Origin of the sequence: Caballeronia sp. GAWG1-5s-s (genome assembly GCF_023631445.1) — a bacterium.
Classification (GTDB): domain Bacteria; phylum Pseudomonadota; class Gammaproteobacteria; order Burkholderiales; family Burkholderiaceae; genus Caballeronia.
Window position 1 is genome coordinate 1 of record NZ_JALQDC010000072.1, and the last position, 314, is coordinate 314.

General features: G+C 65.9%; 1 protein-coding gene. It reads right to left on the reverse strand.

Going from position 1 to position 314, the window contains the following annotated elements; translation table 11 throughout:
• On the reverse strand, positions 1–314 hold a 314-nt coding region (locus tag NCR34_RS27945), incomplete at both ends, for an EF-Tu/IF-2/RF-3 family GTPase (RefSeq protein ID WP_250501443.1).

A 314-nucleotide genomic window follows, 5' to 3' on the forward strand; every position in this document is an offset into this window, starting at 1 on the left:
GGCTTGGCCAGCACTTGGCCGCGCTCGACGTCTTCACGCTTCGTGCCGCGCAGCAGGATACCGACGTTGTCGCCCGCCTGACCCTGGTCGAGCAGCTTGCGGAACATTTCCACGCCCGTGCAGGTGGTCTTCACCGTCGGCTTGATACCGACGATTTCGATTTCCTCGCCGACCTTGATGACGCCGCGCTCGACGCGGCCCGTCACCACCGTGCCACGACCCGAGATCGAGAACACGTCTTCCACCGGCATCAGGAAGGCGCCGTCAACTGCGCGCTCCGGCGTCGGGATGTACGTGTCCAGCGCGTCGGCCAG